Here is a 17,678-nt window from a genome sequence, read left to right on the forward strand (position 1 = left end):
CGCGCAATACCCTCAAGCAGGCCATTGCTGAAACGCAGGGTGCGCTCAATGCGGCTAGTCAGCGGCTGGCGCCATGTCTGTCGCCTGGCATTCAGAAGGCCGTGCGGCACCTGAACAGCGCTACGCAGTTTCTCTACAACGGCGTGCACCTGATCGAACTGGAAGTGAAGATGAAGCTGGGCGAGTACTACGCCTTGCAGAGTGCGCACCTGCGGGAGTTGCAGCACAAGGCCAATGCGTCGATCGCCGAGGCGCGGGACCGGATGCGCCGCAATATCGATGACTTCGAGTTTGGCTCGATGAAGGCCATGCGCAAGGTGCGGCCGATCATCCAGCACGGCTTGATGAGCCTGGCCGTGCTCGATCCACGGCTCACCAATACGATGATCAGTGTGACGGTGTGGGTCGAAGGCAAGGCTGAGGAGGTGCATGGGCGGTTGTTCAAGGAAGCCAGCATGGGCGTGACCCAGGCGAGCAGCGCGGCGCAGCTTGCCCTGGTGGATATCTCGGTGGCAGCGGGGACGCTGGAAACCGATGCGCGCAGGTTGTTGCAGGGGATGAAGATCACGTCGCAGCAGGCGGCCCGATTGGTGAAGACCGGTTTTTCCGGGTTGCGTGGGATTGCCGGCAGCTGGGAGGTTCTGCTGGCGATAGGCGGGTTGTATTTGCAACAGGACAGCCTGGGAAGGAATCAGGAAAAGGCGGAAACGGAGATTGGGCCGAAGGCGTATGAGGCCAAGTTGGCGTTGCAAGGATCTCAATTGGGCGTGTTGGGAGGGCAAATCGAGTTGGTTGGGCTCATTTTGAGATCAAGCGCTGGTCCACTGAATTTGGCGCGGGCAAAGGGTGTTGCAGCCAGTGGGGGGGCCTTGATAAGGCTTGGTGCTTTGGTAAGTGTGGTTGCAGGGCTCTTTGATACGGCTCAAGCAATCAATGCGACCAGGCGAGCTGCCGCTGCGGGTGATGATGCCGCATACCAGCGACATCTAATTTCGGCCGGTTTGTATGTTTTTGGCACTGTCGCTTTCGGATTCGCAGTACTTAAACCCTTGGTTTTCGGCCCGCTGGGATTGGCGATCGCCCTCACGCTTGCTGCTTATCAACTAAGCAAACGCGCTCAGGAAAATGAATCAACTGATCTGGAGCGCTGGGTAAGGCGGTGCTGCTTTGGAAAAGCAGACGAAAAGCCGAGCATTCATTGGAATGTTCCAGAACAAGCGGATATCGCTTTTGCCGAACTCAATGCTGCCACGCTAGGCGTTCAGGCAAAGTTGAATTTTGAGTCGCGCTTGGCAACTGATCCAGGGCTTCCGAAAATCGGTGGCTTGATTAGTGTCGAAATAATGAGGGATCTAAAATTCTTGATCGCTTTGCCTATGTACGACGAGCGTTCTTCGGGATATCGCTGGAAATTGATCGTGCATCGTCACGGTGACGGTAATCACCCTGATTACATTGGCGGGGAAACTATTGCTTCGGGCAATTTCTTTGCAAACTCTGAAGAGCCTCTCTCACCATCCTCTTCATTTTCCAGCTTTACATCGCCGCGAATACCCGACCACGACCGCAATTATTCAATCAGCGAGAAGCGAAAACCTTACCCTGCGGGGCTCAGTCAGTTAGAGATTTCTGGCTCGATATCGCTCATGGCAACTATAGGAAACCACACGATATTGGCAGCTACGCTGTTGGTGATGTACTGGCCGGATCGGAGCTTGCCAAGTGGGTATATTGAGATTTGTGCTAGGGAGATTAACGAGTGAAGCGTGATGGTAAAGTTCTATGGGAGCGCGCTTTAGGCTGGAGTCATGACCTTCCCAAGGTAGAGGAAGTGCCAAAGTGGCGGGAAGTGTGGGCGAGTGTCAAGCCGTCGCCAAACTATTTCGATTATATATATCTCGAGTTACCGCGGAGCAGCACCATCCTTCGAGGTGTTATATTTTTGATTGGGATTCCGGGTTTGCTATTCGCTTTAGGAATTACGCTTTACTTATACTGGAGCCTTTTGCATGGCAGTTGGCCGCGCGACTGGCTTACAAACATATCAATAGCTCTTCTTCCGGTAGCATTATGGGCTTTGATTCCCTATGTCAGACTTGATCTGGTTACGCCTAGAGATGAACCAATTCGCTTCAATCGACTTCGCCAAAAGATATACATTTATGAGTTTCGATATGACCGCATATTCATCTTCAGCCGCAAACGCTGGGGCGTCAAACCGGTCGCCTACAACTGGGACGACGTAACTGCCGAAGTCTACCGAGTCTACGCCCCCGGCCACGGTGGGCTGATCGAAAACGTCATGCTGTCGATCCGCAACCCGGAAACCAACGAAGTCATCGACCGCGTGTTCTTCACCCACAACCTCTACCAAGGCGAAGCCTACTGGGCCATCGCTCGGCTATTCATGCAGCAAGGCCCCGAAGCCCTGCCGAAGTTCGTGCACCCACCCCGTGACTGGAACGATGACGATGGCCTGAGCCACATGCATTGCCTGGCACCCAAGGTTCATTGGCCGGAGGACATTGACCGTGAGTCCCGTACAGCCCCATCTGAATAAGAGGGCCGATGCCCCCAAGCATAGTAAGTATAGGCTGCCATAGGTTGCGGCAGCCTCACTGTTCCCGCAAAGCACCTGCACAGCCAGGCCCTACGGCAGGCTGCTACGCGCTCTGCCTGGATGCCAAGTGTGTACATTGAGATTTATGTCAGGGAGATTCACGAGTGAAACGTGATAGTAAAGTTTTGTGGGAGCGCGCTTTAGGCTGGAGTCATGACCTTCCCAAGGTAGATGAAGTGCCAAGATGGCGGGAAGTGTGGGCAAGTGTCAAACCGTCGCCAAACTACTTCGATGATGTTTATCTCGAGTTACCACGGAGCAGTACCGTCCTCCGAGGTGTCATATTTTTAGTTGGGGTTCCGGGATTGATTTTTATTCTGGGATTGACGCTTTGCCTCTACTGGAGTCTTTTACATGACGGTTGGCAGCGCGATTGGCTAATAAACATATCAATAATTTTTCCTCCGGCAATACTGTGGGCTTTGATTCCCTATATCAGACTTGATCTGGTTACGCCTAGAGATGAACCAATTCGCTTCAATCGCCTTCGCCAAAAGATATACATTTATGAGTTTCGATATGACCGCATATTCATCTTCAGCCGCAAACGCTGGGGCGTCAAGCCGGTCGCCTACAACTGGGACGACGTGACCGCCGAAGTCTACCGAGTCTACGCCCCTGGCCACGGGGGCCTGATCGAGAACATCATGCTGTCGATCCGCAACCCGGAAACCAACGAAGTCATCGACCGCGTGTTCTTCACCCACAACCTCTACCAAGGCGAAGCCTATTGGGCCATCGCCCGCCTATTCATGCAGCAAGGCCCCGAAGCCCTGCCGAAGTTCGTGCACCCACCCCGTGACTGGAACGACGACGATGGCCTGAGCCACATGCATTGCCTGGCGCCCAAGGTTCATTGGCCGGAGGATATTGACCGTGAGTCCCGTACTGCACCGCCTGAACGAGAACAGGGCAATATCAGCTCGTGAATCTGACCCACTGCGCGGCCATCGGATGGCACCGGCCCGGCTTTTGTCACTCGCTCCGGGCAAAGCCCCTCAGCGAGGTAGTCAAGGCTCGGCAGAAGCCGAATTGTTGGCTTGTACGTTGCTCATGCCCCCCCCCCGAAAGCAACTGACACCCCAGGCGGTGATCTTGAAAGGCAAATGATAGTGAGCCTGTGCATCCCCAATGCCGAAGCGGTACACCAGCTCGTCGAGGAACGGTATCTCGGGTAACCCCACACCGATCTGGCGGTAGAACTGCGCCACCTGCAAACGCACTTCGTACACGCCGACGGGAAACCGCCCGCTCAGAGCCGCCAGTTCCGGCCACTGCCCACGCGCGTCGATGCAGCCTTCGGCGATCGGTGCCGCGCCGGGCACCCCGATGCTCAGGCACAAGCCTTCGGCAGCTCGCCCGCTGGCAATGTCGACCACATGCACGGACACCCCGCCGCTCATGCCCAGAACCCCCGGTGGGCCTGCGCCGCCTCATCCTCCAATACCGGCCCGTGCACCTGCACGACACGCTGCCCGCGGGCGAACACCTCGCGGCACGGCAAGGCGAAGGTGGGGTTTTCCGGGTGGGCACCGGTCAGTCCAAGCAGGGCATGTTCCGACAGCGCGTACACCACCCGGCCGATGCCGGTCCAGTAGACCGCGCCGGCACACATGCAGCAAGGCTCGGCACTGGTGTACAACGTGCAGGAGGCCAGTTGCTCAGGCGTCAGCAGCCTGGCTGCACGGGCTGCGGCGACCAGTTCGGCATGCTGGGTCGGGTCGCCCTGCGGGGGCATGGAGTTGTTGCCGGCACTGGCGACGACCCGGCCCTGGGCATCGGCGACAATGGCAGCGAACGGATGCCGGCCTTCCTCGCGGGCTTGCTCGGACAGACGAATCGACTGGCGCAGCAGGTCCAGGTCGAGTGCGGACAGGCCGGTGTCTTGGTGGTTTGAAAAGGTCACGAACGGTCCTCCCTGAGGGATGATGGAACGCGCGCCAGCTGGCGCGCGTGAACAAGGTTCAGTTGGCCAGGCCGCTATCGGCGGCGTTCCGGGTGCTGGTATCAGGCGCGCGGTTGAGCAACAGGTTGAGCAGGATGGCGCTGACGGCGGCGAGAAAGATCCCGCTCTCGAGTACCAGTTTCAGCGGGCCGCTGACATGCCCGAACAGCGCCGGCATCGACATCGGCAGCACGCCGATGCTGACCGATACCGCCACCACCAAGCCGTTGCGGGTGCCCTCGAAACGCACCCGGGCAAGCTCCTGGATACCGGCCACGGTGGTCATGCCGAACATTACGATGGCGCAGCCGCCCAGGACCGGCGTCGGCACACTGGCAATCAGCGCCCCCAGCTTGGGGAACAGCCCCATCAGCACCATGATCGCGCCGGCGGCGGCGACCACGTAGCGGCTCTTGACCCCGGACAGCGCAATCAGCCCGGTGTTCTGCGTGAACGCGTTGTAGGGAAAGCTGTTGAACATGCCGCCTAGCATGGTCGACAGGCCATCGGCGCGGAACGCATTGGCAAGGGTACGCTGGTCAGTGGGCCGGCCCGTCAGCTTGCCGATGGCCAGGCAATTGCCGGTGGTCTCAGCCATGATCACCAGCATCGCCAACAGCATGATCAGTACCGGGGTGAACGAGAACTGCGGCACGCCGAACGCCATCGGCGCGCTGAGCTCGAACCATGCCGCAGCCGAGACCTGGCTGAAATCCGTCATGCCGCAGACCGCGGCCACCAGGCTGCCGGCAATCAGCCCCAGCAGCACGCTGAGGTTGCCGATGAACCCACGAAAACGGGCATGGATCACCAGCGTGATCGCTACCGTCGCCACACCGAGCAGCAGGTTGGCCGGCTTGCCGAAGTCCGCAGCGCCAGGCTGCCCTCCGCCAAGCCAGATGGCTGCGGCCGGCATCAGCGAAATGCCGATGACCGTGATCAGGCTGCCGATCACCACTGGCGGAAAGAACCGCAGCAACCGGCTGAACAGCGGTGCAATGGCAATCGTAAGCGCACCGGCGGCAATGACCGCGCCGAACACATGCGCCAGGCCGAACGCCTTGCCGATCATGATCATCGGCGCCAAAGCAATGAACGAACAGCCCTGGATCAGCGGCAGGCGCGCGCCGAAGCGCCACAGGCCGAGGGTCTGGAGCAAAGTGGCAATGCCCGAGGTCAGCAAGTTGGCATTGATCAGCGTGACCACCTGGGCCTGGCTCAGGCCCAGGGCACTGCCCAGAATCAACGGCACCGCGACGGCGCCGGCGTACATCACCAGAACATGCTGCAGACCGAAAGTGAACAGCTCCCGCGGGGGCAGGACCTGGTCCACGGGATGGATCTTGGATTGGCTCATGTCGTGACTCTCCTCAAATGCGGCTCTTTTTATTGTTGAAGGCGCCCGGAGTGACATGCAGCGCAGGAAAGCCTGGGCAGCTGACACCGATGTCGAGGTGAAGAATCCTGTGAAATCACCGATGGAGCAAATGATTAACCATCGTTACTATCGATGGATCGAGCGGTAGAAAGGATCGGACAATGCGCTTTTCCCTTGAGCAACTGCAGGTTTTCGTCGGTGCCGTTCAGGCCGGCTCGTTCTCTGCCGCAGCGCGGCGGCTGGGGCGCACCCAGTCGACGGTCAGTGCAGCGATCAGCAACCTGGAAACCGACCTGGGCGTGCAGCTGTTCGACCGCTCCAGCCGCATCCCCAAGCTGACTGCTGCCGGCCACAAGCTGTTGCTGCGGGCCGAGGGCATCCTCGAGCGCTGCTACGCGCTGGAGGGGAGCGCCGACAGCCTGGCCGGCCAGGTAGAAGCCACCCTGACCCTGGCGATCGAAGTACCGTATGGGCCGCTTATCCCACCATTCAAAGGCTTCGACCAGGCGTTTCCCTTTGTCGACCTGCTGATCCGCCACCCGGTGCACGGTGATGTCAGTGAAATGATCCTGGCTGGCGAGGCCGACCTGGGGGTGACCTTCGCCCAGCCCGACTACCCGCCGGAGCTGGCCTTCCAGCAACTGGGCAAACTGATCATGACCCATGTGTGCAACCCCGGGTTCGCCCTGGCGCGCCAGTGCCCGGTGAGTTTCGCCGACCTCAACGCCCATCGACGGCTGGCTTTCGCCGCCCATGCCGACAAACTGCCCAGCAGCGAATACCTGCGTGCCGGGCAGCTATGGCAGGCGGAGAGTTACCTGGCGCTGGTAGAAATGGTCCGTGCCGGGCTTGGCTGGGCGACTCTGCCACGCCAGCTGGTGCAGCGCGAGCTGGAAAGCGGCCAACTGGTTGAGTTGCAGCTGGAGGCGTACCCCCACACCGACTGGCTGGTGGGTGTAGACCTGCTGTGGCACCGCAAGCGCCAGCCCGGCCCGGCGGCGCGCTACCTGTGGGAGAGCCTGCAGCGCAGCAAGGTGTTCGAGGTTGACCGGCTGGGGCGCTCGACCACCTTGTAAGCCAGGTCGATACCGGCGCCTGCTGGATGGTGCCTCTTGCTGGCTGCGCGCAGCCCTATAGAACAGGATGGTTCGGCGCCCTGCCCTCGAGTACCGCTGCCAGCTCGGCCGCCGCAGTACGCGCCATCAATGCACGCGCCTCGACGGTGGCCGAGCCGATGTGCGGCAGCGCCACCACCTGGGGCAACGCCAGCAACGGCGAGGTGGCCGGCAGCGGCTCTTGCTCGAACACGTCCAACCCGGCCGCGCCGAGCTGCCCCTCGACCAGCGCCTGCACCAGCGCGGCCTCATCGACCACAGCACCACGGGCGATGTTGACGAACACTGCATCGGCCCGCATGGCTGCGAACTGCTCGCGGCCGAACAAGTGATGCGTGGCCGGACTCAGCGGCACGCAGACGCAGACGAAGTGCGCCTCGCCCAACAATTGTTGCAGCGGCACCCGCCTTGCGGCGAACTGCGCTTCATACTCGGGCTTGTCACTATTGCCGCTGTACAGCACCTGCATGCCAAAACCGAAATGCCCGCGCCTGGCCACCGCCGCACCGATGCGGCCAAGCCCGACGATACCCAAGGTCTTGCCGTGCACATCGCGGCCGAAGCGCGTGGCGTCGATAGCGTGCGTCCATTCGCCATCACGCACCATCTGCGCCAGCTCGCCAGCGCGTCGGGCAGCCATCATCAGCAACATGAACCCGGTATCGGCGGTGGCTTCGGTCACCGCATCCGGGGTGTTGGTCAAGCGGATACCGCGCTTGCGCAAGTACGCCAGGTCATAGTTGTCAAAACCCGCAGAGACGCTGGCAATGGCCTTTAATGCCGGGGCCCGGTCAAGCAGCTCCGCACCCAGCGGCAAGGTACTGCCGATCAGCCCGTCGGCAGTGGCCAGCGCCGCAAGAAAGCGTTCGCGGTCGGCCAGCGGCTGGTCGAAACGCTGAAAGTGGTAACGCCGGCCCAGGTCGGCCAGCACCTCGGCGCTGGAAATGGGGCCGAAGGAAACGACACGTTGCATGGAACCTCCTCAGTCGATGCGCGTTTCAGGTTGAGCCGCGTACAGCCGGCGCGGGACGCCCCAGATGATCAATATCACTGCCAGCAGGCTGACTGCAGTGAGCAACCACAGTGCCGGGGTTGGCGACCCGCTGACGTCGCGTACCCTGCCGACCAGATACGGGCCGACAATGCCGCCGAGCTGGCCGATGGAGTTGATCAGCGCAATACCCGCCGCCGCCGCCAGGCCGGCCAGGTACTTCGGCGGCAGGGTCCAGAAGATCGGCATCCAGGCGATGATCCCGGTCATGACCAGGCTCATGCCCAGCATCAGCAGCCACAGCTGGCCGCTGAAACCGGCGCACAGCGCATAGCCTGCGGTGGTCATGGCGGCACAGCTCGCCATGTGCCAGCGGCGCTCGCCGCGCAGGTCGGAGCTGCGGCCGATCAGCAGGTTGCCCACCACCGCCACCAGGTACGGGATCATGGTCAGCAAGCCGATGTCCATGGCATCGGCCACGCCAGCGTTGCGAATCAACTGTGGCATCCAGAACAGCAGCCCGGTCAGAGCCATCACCAGGCACAGGTAGATCGCCGACAACGCCACCGAGGCCGGCTCGCGCAGGATGGCGCGAACCGAGCTGCCCCCTTCGGGCCTGGGCTCGGCATCGAGACGCTCGCGCAGGTAGCGCTTTTCTTCGGCGTCGAGCCAGCGGGCATCCTCGATGCGATCACTGACCAGCCACAGCACCAGCAGGCCCAGCAGTACCGACGGCAGCCCCTCGAGCAGGAACAGCCACTGCCAGCCGGCCAGCCCGTTGACCCCGTCGAAATGGCTGAGGATGAACCCCGCCAACGGGCCACCGACGATGCCGCACAGGCAGATCGAACTCTTGAAATAGGCATTGATGCGCGCACGGCGGTCGCTGGGGTACCACTGGGTGAAGAAGTACAACACCCCAGGCACGAAACCGGCTTCCATCACGCCGATGAGGAAACGCAGCACGTAGAACCAGGTTTCGCTGGTGACGAACATCATCGCCGCCGAGGCCAGGCCCCAGCTGATCATGATGCGGGCGATCCAGATGCGCGCGCCGATGCGGTGCAGCAACACGTTGCTCGGCACCTCGAACAGGAAGTAGCCGACGAAGAACAGGCTCGCGCCCAGGCCGTAGACCGCGTCGCTGAAACCCAGCGCACTCTGCATCTGCAGCTTGGCAAAACTGATGTTGACGCGGTCCAGGTAGGCGAACAGGAAACACACGATGAACAGCGGCACGATGCGCCAGTTGATCTTGCGGAACAGGTGGTTATCCAGCGACTCCCGCGCGATCAGGTCGGCGGGCAAGGAACGACTGGGCATGGCTGCAACCTCTTGTTGTTGTTCTTGGGGTATAGGTCGAATGCCCGCCCTGGCCTTGGCCGGGCGGGGGGCAGCGATTCAACGTCGGAGCTCAAGGCGTCAGGCCAGCGCCTCGCGGCTGTGCTGGCCGTCGACCAGGCGTTGCAGGCCCAGCGGGTTGGCGTTTTTCAGGGCATCGGGCAATAGCGCGTCCGGGTAGTCCTGGTAGCACACCGGGCGCAGGAAGCGGTCGATGGCCAAGGTGCCGACCGAGGTCCCACGGGCATCGGACGTGGCCGGGTACGGCCCGCCATGCACCATCGCATCGCATACTTCAACGCCGGTCGGGTAGCCGTTGACCAACAATCGCCCGGCCTTGCGCTGCAGCACCGGCACCAGCGCGGCGAAGTGCTGGAAGTCCTCCGGCTCGGCAATCAGGGTTGCGGTCAGTTGCCCATGCAAGGCTTGCACGGCGCGGCGCAGTTCGGCTTCGTCGGCTACTGCGACGGCCACCGTGGCAGGCCCGAAGACCTCTTCCTGAAGCAGTGCGTCACCGTTCAGCAGCAAGCTCACATCGGCCTGGAACAGCTGTGCCTGGGCCTGGTCACCCGCCTGCTCGGCACCGGCCAGATGGCGCACGCCCGGGTGCTGGAGCAGGCGTTGCACACCCTGGTTATAGCTGCGCAAGGTGCCGGCATTGAGCATGGTCTGCCCGGCCTGGTCGGCCAGATGCGCGCCAAGGGCCGTGAGGAAGGTACTGAACGCTTCGCCGGCAATACCGATGACCAGCCCCGGGTTGGTGCAGAACTGCCCGCAGCCCAGCACCACCGAAGCGGCCAGCTCCCTGGCCACCTGCTCGCCCCTGGCCTGCAAGGCCGCTGGCAAGACCAGCACCGGGTTGATGCTGCTCATTTCGGCGAACACCGGAATCGGCTGCGGGCGCGACGCAGCCAGCTCGCACAGCGCGCGGCCGCCCTTGAGCGAACCGGTGAAGCCCACGGCCTGGATCGCCGGGTGGCGCACCAGCGCTTCGCCGACACCGGCGCCGTAGATCATGTTGAACACGCCCGCGGGCATGCCGGTGGCCACGACCGCCCGCTCGATGGCCTCGGCCACCCGTTCGGCAGTGGCCATGTGGCCGCTGTGCGCCTTGACCACGACCGGGCAGCCGGCAGCCAGCGCTGCGGCGGTATCCCCCCCTGCGGTGGAGAAGGCCAGCGGGAAGTTGCTGGCACCGAACACCGCTACCGGGCCGACGCCGGTACGGTACTGGCGCAGATCGGGGCGCGGCAGCGGCTGGCGCTGTGGCTGTGCACGGTCGATGCGAGCACCCAGATAGTCGCCACGGCGAAGCACCGTGGCGAACAGGCGCATCTGGTTGCTGGTACGCGCCCGCTCGCCCTGGATGCGCCCGGCCGGCAGTGCGGTTTCGCGGCACACGGTGGCGACAAAGGTGTCGTCCAGCGCATCCAGCTGGTCGGCAATGGCATCGAGGAACTGCGCACGGCGCTGCGGCGCCAAGGCGTTGTATTCGGCGAAGGCCGCTTCGGCAGCCTGCGCGGCGGCGTCCACCTCTTCCGGGGTGGCCTGGGCAAAGGCCTGCGGCAAGGCTTCGCCGGTACGCGCATCGAGGCTTTGCAGGCGCACGCTGCCGGCGGCGCTGCGCTGGCCGCCAATGAAGTTGCTTCCGGTCATGATTGACTCCTGTAATGAGAAAGAAGGTTCAGATGCTCGTGTCAGGCAGTTAGCGGAAAGGGGGCTGCTTCGCAGCCCATCGCAGGCAAGCCAGCTCCCACAGGGACCGCGCAGTTCTGGCAGCTTGCGCCGTATTTGTGGGAGCGGGCGAACCCGCGAAGGGCCGCAAAGCGGCCCCGATTCATCAACCGGCTGGCAGCGAGCTCAAAGGCTTTTCACCACCCCGGGGCGAACCTGCCCGGGCGCTGCTGCAATGCCATTGCGCAGCGGCTGGCCGAAGGCGTCGAGGCTGACTTCGAAGGTGTCGCCCGGCCGCGCCTGGATGCCGTCGGCGAACGACAGCGTGGCGGTGCCGAAGTAATGCACGTGGATATCGCCAGGGCGCAGGAACTGGGTGTACTTGAAGTGGTGGAACTCGAGGTTCTCGAAGCTGTGGCACATGTTCTGCTCGCCCGACAGGAACGGCTTGCGCCACAGCTCCTGGCCGTTGCGCAAAATACGGCTGGTGCCTTCCAGGTGGGCCGGCAGCGCACCCAGGCGCAGCTCTGGGCCGAAGCTGCAGGCGCGCAGCTTGGAATGGGCCAGGTACAGGTAGTTGCGCCGCTCCATCACATGGTCGGAAAACTCGTTGCCCAATGCGTAGCCAAGGCGGTAGGGCTTGCCGTCGGCACCGATCAGGTACAGCCCGACCAGCTCCGGCTCCTCGCCGGCATCCTCGGCGAACGCCGGCAGCGGCAGGTCGGCGCCAGGGCGCACGACGATGCCACCGTCGCCCTTGTAGAACCACTCCGGCTGGGCGCCCTCCTCGCCTGCCGGCGGCCGACCGCCCTCGAGGCCCCACTGGAACATGCGCATGCTGTCGGTCACCGCGCCTTCGGCCTGCTGCTGATGCATCTTGTCGCGGGTAGCGGCGCTGCCCAGGTGGGTCAGCCCGGTGCCGGTGACCAGGCAGTGCGCCGGGTCCGGGTGGTCCAGTGGTGGCAACACGCGGCCTTCGGCCAGCAGGGCCAGGTAGTCGTGGCGCTCGCCCAGGCCGGCAGCCTGCACTTCAGCGGCCAGGTCACGGCCGGCGGCAATGGCTTGCAGGGCCAGCTGGCGGGTGCTGCCAGCGCCCTGCACCTGCAGGGCGTAATCGCCTTCCACCACGCCCACGCAGCGCTCGCCGGTGGCGGTTTCAAATTGGATCAATCGCATGTTTGTGCTCGCTTCTCGGTTGCGAAAATTAGCGGGAGGCTTCGGCTGCCCGCGTGGAAGCCAGGCGCTGGCGGCGCTCCAGGCGGTTGTAGACAACCCCGGTGAGCAACAGCCCGAACAGCATCACCACGGCCAGGAAATACAGCCCCGACGAAAGCTGCCCGGTGTGCTCCTTGAGCGCGCCGATACCGAACGGGCCCAGGTAACCGCCGAGGTTGCCGATCGAGTTGATCAAGGCGATGCCGGCTGCGGCGCTGGCCCCGGAGAAGAACCGGCCCGGCAAGGTCCAGAAAATGGCGGTGCAGGAGAACAACGCGAACGCCACCAGGCACAGTGCCGCCAGCTGCATGGCCGGCACGCTCAGCCACGCGCTGAGGAACAGGCCGATTGCCCCCAGGGCGTAAAGCAGGCCGAGGTGGCCATAGCGGTCGTTCAGGCGGTCGGAGCTACGCGGCACGATCAGCAGGCCGATGATGCCGAACAGGTAAGGCACGGCCGAAACGAAACCGGTGACCAGGTCACTGCCGCCGAACTGATGGATCAGCGTGGGTAGCCAAAGGCCAAGGCCGTAGATGCTCAGGGTCACCGGCAGGTAGAACAGCGCCAGCAACAGCACCCGGCTGTCCTTCAGGGCATGCAACGGATTGCCATGGCGGGTCTGGCCGAACTCGCGCAGGTCGTTGGCCAGTTGTTCCTGCAGCCAGCTGCGTTGCTCGTCGCTGAGCCAGCGCACCTTGGCCGGGCTATCCGGCAACAGGCGCAGGGTCGGCCAGGCCAGCAACACCGCCGGGGTACCAATGCAGATGAACAGCCATTGCCAGCCATGCAGGCCGTAGATGCCATCGAGCCCCAGCAGCGCGCCCGAGAGCGGCCCGGTGATCAGCATCGCCAGCGGCTGGGAGAGGATGAAGAAGCCGAGGATCTTGCCGCGATGGCGTACCGGGTACCACTGGGTGATGTAGTACAGCACGCCCGGGAAGAAGCCCGCCTCGGCCGCCCCCAGCAGAAAGCGCATCACGTAGAAACCGTTGGGCCCGGTGACGAAGGCCATGCCGACGGTGATCGCGCCCCAGGTGACCAGGATGCGGGCGAACCAGCGGCGGGCGCCAAAGCGGTCGAGCAACAGGTTGCTCGGCACCTCGAACAGGAAGTAACCAATGAAGAAGAGCCCGGCACCAAGGCCGTAGGCAGCGTCACCCAGGCCGATGTCGGCGCCCATGTGCAGCTTGGCGAAGCCCACCGCGGAACGGTCGACATAGGCCACCAGGTAAAGCAGTACCAGAAAAGGGATTAGTTTCAGTGTGATCAGGCGGACGAGCCGCTGCTCCTGAATCATGGCGATGTCTCCAATTGTTCTTGTAATGGGTACAGCACCGGCCGGGGACTTTTTGGCAGACCTCTGACCTGGGTGAATGATCTTATAGTATTACTATTTAATTCAACAAGCCTTCACAGAGACCATTTTTCTCAGTACATTCGACGCCACAACGACAAATAGTAATACTAATTAGGTACCCCCATGTCTGATCACAAACGCCCTCTGCGCTCCGCCCAATGGTTCGGCACCGCTGACAAGAACGGTTTCATGTACCGCAGCTGGATGAAGAACCAAGGCATTCCGGACCACGAATTCCAGGGCAAGCCGATCATCGGCATCTGCAACACCTGGTCGGAGCTGACCCCGTGCAACGCGCACTTCCGCAAGATTGCCGAACACGTCAAGAAGGGGGTGCTGGAGGCTGGCGGCTTCCCGGTGGAGTTCCCGGTGTTTTCCAGCGGCGAGTCCAACCTGCGCCCCACCGCCATGCTCACCCGCAACCTGGCGAGCATGGACGTGGAGGAAGCGATCCGTGGCAACCCGGTGGACGCCGTGGTGCTGCTGACCGGCTGTGACAAGACCACCCCGGCGCTGCTGATGGGCGCGGCGAGCTGTGACGTGCCGGCGATCGTGGTTACCGGTGGGCCGATGCTGAACGGCAAGCACAAAGGCAAGGACATTGGCGCCGGCACCATCGTCTGGCAGATGCACGAGGCCTACAAGGCCGGCCAGATCGACCTCAACGAGTTCCTCTCGGCCGAGGCCGGCATGTCGCGCTCGGCAGGTACCTGCAACACCATGGGCACCGCCTCGACCATGGCCTGCATGGCCGAAGCGCTGGGCACCTCGCTGCCGCACAACGCCGCCATTCCGGCGGTAGATGCACGCCGCTACGTGCTGGCCCACCTGTCGGGCATGCGCATTGTCGACATGGTGCGCGAAGACCTGCGCCTGTCGAAAATCCTCACTCGCGAAGCCTTCGAGAACGCCATCCGCGTCAACGCCGCCATCGGTGGCTCGACCAACGCGGTGATTCACCTCAAGGCCATTGCCGGGCGCATCGGCGTGGACCTGCAGCTGGAAGACTGGACCCGCATCGGCCGCGGTACGCCAACCTTGGTCGACCTGCAGCCCTCGGGCCGTTTCCTGATGGAAGAGTTCTACTATGCCGGCGGCCTGCCTGCGGTCATCCGCCGCCTGGGCGAACACGGCCTGCTGCCCAACCCTGCCGCGCTGACGGCCAACGGCAAGAGCCTGTGGGACAACTGCCAGGCCGCACCGCTGTATGACGAAGAGGTGATCCGCCCGCTCGACAAGCCGCTGGTGGCCGACGGCGGTATCTGCATCCTGCGCGGCAACCTGGCGCCCAAGGGTGCTGTGCTCAAGCCGTCAGCCGCCACCCCGGCGCTGATGCAGCATCGTGGCCGTGCGGTGGTGTTCGAGAACTTCGACGATTACAAGGCACGCATCAACGACCCCGAGCTGGAGGTGGACGCCAGTTCCGTACTGGTGATGAAGCATTGCGGGCCCAAGGGTTACCCGGGCATGGCCGAGGTCGGCAACATGGGCCTGCCGGCCAAGCTGCTGGCCCAGGGCGTGACCGACATGGTGCGCATTTCCGATGCTCGCATGAGCGGCACCGCCTACGGCACCGTAGTGCTGCACGTGGCGCCGGAAGCGGCAGCTGGCGGGCCATTGGCTGCCGTGCGTGAGGGTGACTGGATCGAACTGGATTGCAAGGAAGGCCGCCTGCACCTGGACATTTCCGACCAGGAACTGGCCGGCCGCCTGGCCGACCTGCAAGCCCCGCCGCAGCTGATCAGCGGTGGTTACGCCAGGCTGTACCTGGACCACGTCATGCAGGCCGACGAAGGTTGCGACTTCGACTTCCTGGTCGGTTGCCGAGGGGCGGCGGTGCCCAAGCACTCGCACTAAGGCCTGAAGCCTGTCGGTTAGCGTCATCGGGGCTGCTGCGCAGCCCATCGCCGGCAAGCCGGGCTCCCACAGGGACTGCGAAGCTGTTGGCAGGTAACTCGTAGCCCTCAGGCTTGCGCTGTACCTGTGGGAGCGGGCAAGCCCGCGAAGAGGCCGCCGCTGTTTTCACAGGACTCTGTCAAACTGCTCCGGCCAGTCCCTGCGGGTAAACACCTGCCCTTCCCGCCTCACCCGCCGTACTTCCTCAAGGTCCACCTCACAGACCAGCCACTGACTGTTGGCAGGGCTCGATTCTTCACTCAAGGCCACCACCCCATCCCCCGGCATTCCATGATCCGGTGGCACGAACAACCCTGCACGGCCGATATTCTCGTCCAGCGCCGGCGACCAGGGCGCCAGCCCGACCGTAGGGCTCTGCAACACCGCGATCTGGTTCTCCAGCGCCCGCGCCTGGGCACCGATACGCACCCGGTGGTATCCCGCCTCGGTGTCGGTACAGCTCGGCGCCAGGATCAGGTCGGCACCACCCTCGGCCAGGCGCCGCGCCAGCATCGGGAATTCATTGTCATAACAGATCAGGATGCCCAGGCGCCCCAGTTCGGTGTCGAACACCTGCAGCCCCTGCCCCGCCGCGATGTCCCACTGCTCGCGCTCGAAGCGGGTCATCATCAGCTTGTCCTGGAAACCCAGCACACCCTTGGGGCCGAACAGCCAGGCACGGTTGCGGTAGCGCCCGTCGCTGTCCAGCACCGGTACGCTACCCGGTTGCAGGTAGATACCCCAGCGCCGGGCAAGGCTCTCGCACAGGGCTTTCCAAGGTTCGATCAGCGGCTGGATGCCGGCGATGGAGGCCTTCAGGTCACCTCGCTGCTCGGCACTCAGTTGCCCGCTGAGCACCAGCCCGGCGTACTCCGGCAACAGCAGCAGGCGGGCCCCCGCCTCCACTGCTTCGGCGCACAGGCCTTGCAGGTGGTCGGCATAGGCCTCCCAGGTTTCATGCAGCTCGATGGCGTACTGGCAGGCCGCCAGGCGGATCATATCGGCAATTCCTTGAGCCAGAACGACATCAGCTTATCGGAGCTTTCCTGCTCGTCCAGGTCGCGCCAGGCGTAGCTGGTGCGCAGCGACGGGTCGTGCAGGAAGCCGCGGTTACGCCAGAAGCCATGCAATGGCTTGTAGTCCGCGGGGCGCCGTGGATGCACACCTGGCCGCTCTACCGCGCAGAACGCGCAGTAGTCGAACTCGGCCAGCTTGTGCGCGTAGGACTCGCGCTCGATGAAAAAGCGCACCCCCAAGCCCTGGCCACGGTACTCGGGCAGTACCACCGACTCACCGAAGTAGTACACGCTGGCCGGGTCGCGCCCCTGGGCCAGGAACGGCTGCTGGAACTCGGGGGCGACATCGACCAGCGGCAGGCCGGTGGAGGCGCCAACGACCTTGCCGTCGTCCAGCGCCAGCACCACCAGGCTGCGCCCGGAGCGGGCATAGGTGGCCAGGTAGTCGGCCTCGTACTCCGGGGTGCCGTCATAAAGGTAGGGAAACTCGCGGAACACGGTAAGGCGCAGGCGAGCGAGGTCATCGATGTAAGGCGCGATAGCGGCGCCGTGCAACAGGCGTATTTCCATGCTTGGCGGTCGTTTTGTCGATGTGGATGACGCGCTCGGCTAAGCCGGGCTTGAGGGGAAACCCTATCATCCGGAGCAACGACCCGCCTTTTCCCTCCACGACAGGTATTGTTCCATGACCGCTACCGAACTGGTAAATGCTTACTACGCCGCCTTCAACGCTGGCGACATGCCGGCCTTTCTCGCCCTGCTCAGCGAGGATGTGATCCACGACATCAACCAGGGCGAGCGGCAGATGGGCAAGGCGCGGTTTGCAGCGTTCATGGACAAGATGAACCGCTGCTACCGCGAGCGCCTGGCCGATATCGTAGTGATGCAGAACGCCGACGGCAGCCGCGCGGCGGCCGAGTTCACCGTGCATGGGGAATATCTGGCCGATGACGAAGGGTTGCCGGCGGCCAACGGGCAGACCTATGTACTGCCGGCGGGGGCGTTCTTCTATATCCATTGCGGGAAGATTGCCCGGGTGACCAACTACTACAACCTCAATGACTGGGTTGAGCAGGTGGGTTAAGCCTGGTTGAGTTGAGCTGTGTTGCCTGCACTGGCCTCATCGCCGG

The 17,678-nt window shown here is 63.2% G+C and carries 16 protein-coding genes; 6 read left to right on the forward strand and 10 right to left on the reverse strand.

Annotation, left to right across the window (positions count from 1 at the left end; all coding sequences use genetic code 11):
- From ACK1U9_RS22000 to ACK1U9_RS22010, 3 genes are all read left to right on the forward strand, one after another.
- Nucleotides 1-1,763: T6SS effector BTH_I2691 family protein (locus ACK1U9_RS22000; RefSeq protein WP_449110187.1), on the forward strand; the 1,763-nt coding region annotated here is incomplete at its 5' end.
- The gene (locus ACK1U9_RS22005) at nucleotides 1,760-2,560 is read left to right on the forward strand and encodes a DUF6708 domain-containing protein (RefSeq protein WP_286196359.1); all 801 of its coding nucleotides are present in this window, start codon (nucleotides 1,760-1,762) and stop codon (nucleotides 2,558-2,560) included. The genes ACK1U9_RS22000 and ACK1U9_RS22005, both read left to right, overlap by 4 nt.
- A gap of 164 nt (nucleotides 2,561-2,724) precedes the next feature.
- Complete coding sequence (locus tag ACK1U9_RS22010) at nucleotides 2,725-3,549, forward strand: DUF6708 domain-containing protein (RefSeq protein WP_286196360.1); 825 nt, start codon at nucleotides 2,725-2,727, stop codon at nucleotides 3,547-3,549.
- 81 nt (nucleotides 3,550-3,630) lie between these two features.
- Here the strand turns inward: ACK1U9_RS22010 and ACK1U9_RS22015 are convergent, their stop codons facing one another.
- From ACK1U9_RS22015 to ACK1U9_RS22025, 3 genes are read right to left on the reverse strand one after another with little or no spacing between them, the layout of a single operon-like run.
- Nucleotides 3,631-4,011, reverse strand: coding sequence for a hydroxyisourate hydrolase (locus tag ACK1U9_RS22015; RefSeq protein ID WP_449110188.1), 381 nt, complete (start codon nucleotides 4,009-4,011; stop codon nucleotides 3,631-3,633).
- A gap of 8 nt (nucleotides 4,012-4,019) precedes the next feature.
- Nucleotides 4,020-4,526, reverse strand: coding sequence for a nucleoside deaminase (locus tag ACK1U9_RS22020; RefSeq protein ID WP_085600501.1), 507 nt, complete (start codon nucleotides 4,524-4,526; stop codon nucleotides 4,020-4,022).
- A 58-nt stretch (nucleotides 4,527-4,584) separates the two neighbouring features.
- Entirely contained in the window at nucleotides 4,585-5,922 is a 1,338-nt protein-coding gene (locus tag ACK1U9_RS22025; protein ID WP_108481829.1) for a nucleobase:cation symporter-2 family protein, read from the reverse strand.
- A gap of 182 nt (nucleotides 5,923-6,104) precedes the next feature.
- Here ACK1U9_RS22025 and ACK1U9_RS22030 point away from each other — a divergent pair, with 182 nt between their 5' ends.
- Complete coding sequence (locus ACK1U9_RS22030) at nucleotides 6,105-7,019, forward strand: LysR family transcriptional regulator (protein ID WP_108481828.1); 915 nt, start codon at nucleotides 6,105-6,107, stop codon at nucleotides 7,017-7,019.
- Nucleotides 7,020-7,074: 55 nt separating this feature from the next.
- Here the strand turns inward: ACK1U9_RS22030 and ACK1U9_RS22035 are convergent, their stop codons facing one another.
- The 5 genes from ACK1U9_RS22035 to ACK1U9_RS22055 form a co-directional block, all read right to left on the reverse strand.
- The gene (locus ACK1U9_RS22035) at nucleotides 7,075-8,031 is read right to left on the reverse strand and encodes a 2-hydroxyacid dehydrogenase (protein WP_108481827.1); all 957 of its coding nucleotides are present in this window, start codon (nucleotides 8,029-8,031) and stop codon (nucleotides 7,075-7,077) included.
- Nucleotides 8,032-8,040: 9 nt separating this feature from the next.
- A complete protein-coding gene (locus ACK1U9_RS22040; RefSeq protein ID WP_085600495.1) occupies nucleotides 8,041-9,372 on the reverse strand; it encodes an MFS transporter in 1,332 nt (443 codons plus the stop codon).
- Nucleotides 9,373-9,471: 99 nt separating this feature from the next.
- A complete protein-coding gene (locus ACK1U9_RS22045; protein ID WP_449110189.1) occupies nucleotides 9,472-11,046 on the reverse strand; it encodes an aldehyde dehydrogenase (NADP(+)) in 1,575 nt (524 codons plus the stop codon).
- Between the two features lie 204 nt (nucleotides 11,047-11,250).
- Complete coding sequence (araD1, locus tag ACK1U9_RS22050; protein ID WP_108481825.1) at nucleotides 11,251-12,240, reverse strand: AraD1 family protein; 990 nt, start codon at nucleotides 12,238-12,240, stop codon at nucleotides 11,251-11,253.
- Between the two features lie 28 nt (nucleotides 12,241-12,268).
- The gene (locus ACK1U9_RS22055; protein ID WP_046614054.1) at nucleotides 12,269-13,576 is read right to left on the reverse strand and encodes an MFS transporter; all 1,308 of its coding nucleotides are present in this window, start codon (nucleotides 13,574-13,576) and stop codon (nucleotides 12,269-12,271) included.
- Between the two features lie 183 nt (nucleotides 13,577-13,759).
- Between ACK1U9_RS22055 and ACK1U9_RS22060 the strand changes: the two genes are divergently transcribed.
- Complete coding sequence (locus ACK1U9_RS22060) at nucleotides 13,760-15,493, forward strand: IlvD/Edd family dehydratase (protein WP_085600487.1); 1,734 nt, start codon at nucleotides 13,760-13,762, stop codon at nucleotides 15,491-15,493.
- A gap of 165 nt (nucleotides 15,494-15,658) precedes the next feature.
- On the opposite strand, the gene ACK1U9_RS22065 is transcribed toward ACK1U9_RS22060, so the two are convergent.
- Together ACK1U9_RS22065 and ACK1U9_RS22070 are read right to left on the reverse strand one after the other, a co-directional pair.
- The gene (locus ACK1U9_RS22065; RefSeq protein ID WP_284386122.1) at nucleotides 15,659-16,531 is read right to left on the reverse strand and encodes a carbon-nitrogen hydrolase family protein; all 873 of its coding nucleotides are present in this window, start codon (nucleotides 16,529-16,531) and stop codon (nucleotides 15,659-15,661) included.
- Nucleotides 16,528-17,118: a GNAT family N-acetyltransferase gene (locus ACK1U9_RS22070; protein ID WP_013974061.1), complete on the reverse strand. Its 591-nt coding sequence runs from the start codon at nucleotides 17,116-17,118 to the stop codon at nucleotides 16,528-16,530. The genes ACK1U9_RS22065 and ACK1U9_RS22070 overlap by 4 nt, the downstream gene beginning before the upstream one ends.
- A gap of 115 nt (nucleotides 17,119-17,233) precedes the next feature.
- Between ACK1U9_RS22070 and ACK1U9_RS22075 the strand changes: the two genes are divergently transcribed.
- Entirely contained in the window at nucleotides 17,234-17,632 is a 399-nt protein-coding gene (locus ACK1U9_RS22075; protein WP_015271666.1) for a nuclear transport factor 2 family protein, read from the forward strand.
- Nucleotides 17,633-17,678: the final 46 nt, after the last annotated feature.

It is taken from the genome of Pseudomonas sp. XP1 (assembly GCF_053557675.1).

What these genes read in the sequence shown, in the direction of transcription:
- ACK1U9_RS22040 (WP_085600495.1), bottom strand. Translation starts at nt 9,372, where the DNA reads ATGCCCAGTCGTTCCTTGCCCGCCGACCTGATCGCGCGGGAGTCGCTG.
- ACK1U9_RS22060 (WP_085600487.1), top strand. Translation starts at nt 13,760, where the DNA reads ATGTCTGATCACAAACGCCCTCTGCGCTCCGCCCAATGGTTCGGCACC.
- araD1 (WP_108481825.1), bottom strand. Translation starts at nt 12,240, where the DNA reads ATGCGATTGATCCAATTTGAAACCGCCACCGGCGAGCGCTGCGTGGGC.
- ACK1U9_RS22030 (WP_108481828.1), top strand. Translation starts at nt 6,105, where the DNA reads ATGCGCTTTTCCCTTGAGCAACTGCAGGTTTTCGTCGGTGCCGTTCAG.
- ACK1U9_RS22055 (WP_046614054.1), bottom strand. Translation starts at nt 13,576, where the DNA reads ATGATTCAGGAGCAGCGGCTCGTCCGCCTGATCACACTGAAACTAATC.
- ACK1U9_RS22035 (WP_108481827.1), bottom strand. Translation starts at nt 8,031, where the DNA reads ATGCAACGTGTCGTTTCCTTCGGCCCCATTTCCAGCGCCGAGGTGCTG.
- ACK1U9_RS22070 (WP_013974061.1), bottom strand. Translation starts at nt 17,118, where the DNA reads ATGGAAATACGCCTGTTGCACGGCGCCGCTATCGCGCCTTACATCGAT.
- ACK1U9_RS22065 (WP_284386122.1), bottom strand. Translation starts at nt 16,531, where the DNA reads ATGATCCGCCTGGCGGCCTGCCAGTACGCCATCGAGCTGCATGAAACC.
- ACK1U9_RS22075 (WP_015271666.1), top strand. Translation starts at nt 17,234, where the DNA reads ATGACCGCTACCGAACTGGTAAATGCTTACTACGCCGCCTTCAACGCT.
- ACK1U9_RS22045 (WP_449110189.1), bottom strand. Translation starts at nt 11,046, where the DNA reads ATGACCGGAAGCAACTTCATTGGCGGCCAGCGCAGCGCCGCCGGCAGC.
- ACK1U9_RS22025 (WP_108481829.1), bottom strand. Translation starts at nt 5,922, where the DNA reads ATGAGCCAATCCAAGATCCATCCCGTGGACCAGGTCCTGCCCCCGCGG.